Origin of the sequence: Aliamphritea spongicola (genome assembly GCF_017051665.1) — a bacterium.
GTDB lineage: Bacteria > Pseudomonadota > Gammaproteobacteria > Pseudomonadales > Balneatricaceae > Amphritea > Amphritea spongicola.
The window spans coordinates 1-286 of the sequence record NZ_JAFIDL010000112.1 but is presented as its reverse complement, the minus strand read 5'-3'; the positions used below and the strand labels follow the sequence as shown (position 1 = coordinate 286).

The following is a 286-nucleotide window of genomic DNA, read 5'->3' as shown; positions in this document are numbered from 1 at the left end:
GTGCTGATCAGCGCGGTGCCGCCGCTGATGGTGAAAACGGACAGTAACCCGCAGGGCACCCCAAAATCGGTATTCGATGATTTCCAGGCGCAGCTGGCCGCCAACCGGGCGCAATTCTATTACGACGTGCCCGCCGGCCCGTTCTACGGCTATAACCGTCCGGGCGCCAAACCGTCGGAGGCCATTATCTGGAACTGGTGGCGGCAGGGCATGATGGGCGGCGCCAAGGCGCACTATGACGGCATCGTCGCCTTCTCGCAGACCGATTTCACCGAAGATCTCAAGA

General features: G+C 61.5%; 1 pseudogene. It reads left to right on the top strand.

Annotation, left to right across the window (positions count from 1 at the left end):
* Positions 1-286: pseudogene (locus JYB63_RS22960) on the top strand (alpha/beta fold hydrolase); the annotation flags it as partial.